The sequence below is a fragment of the Dyella sp. ASV21 genome (assembly GCF_016428975.1).
GTDB lineage: Bacteria > Pseudomonadota > Gammaproteobacteria > Xanthomonadales > Rhodanobacteraceae > Dyella.
Window position 1 is genome coordinate 1 of record NZ_JAELTT010000237.1, and the last position, 395, is coordinate 395.

Annotated in this window: 1 pseudogene; it reads left to right on the forward strand. The window is 74.2% G+C overall.

Annotated elements, in window-relative coordinates:
* Positions 1 to 156: 156 nt before the first annotated feature.
* Positions 157 to 252 (forward strand): annotated as a pseudogene (locus JHD67_RS21595) (FtsK/SpoIIIE domain-containing protein); the annotation flags it as partial.
* Positions 253 to 395: the final 143 nt, after the last annotated feature.

Sequence of the window (395 nt, forward strand, 5' to 3'; positions counted from 1 at the left end):
CCCCCCCCCCCCCCCCCCCCCCCCCCCCCCCCCCCCCCCCCCCCCCCCCCCCCCCCCCCCCCCCCCCCCCTTTTTTCACGCACACCCCGCCACCCGCGATTCGGTCACGGGTCTCGTGGGCTCGGAGATGTGTATAAGAGACAGATGCCCTTGCCCATCGCCAAGGCGCCGCATATGCTGGTCGCCAGCACCACCGGTTCGGGCAAGTCGGTGGCGGTGAACGCGATGATCCTGTCGATGTTGTACAAGGCCTGTCTCTTATACACATCTGACGCTGCCGACGACAACGTTCGGGTGTAGATCTCGGGGGGCGGCGGGTCAGTAAGGGGGGGGGGGGGGGGGGGGGGGGGGGGGGGGGGGGGGGGGGGGGGGGGGGGGGGGGGGGGGGGGGGGGG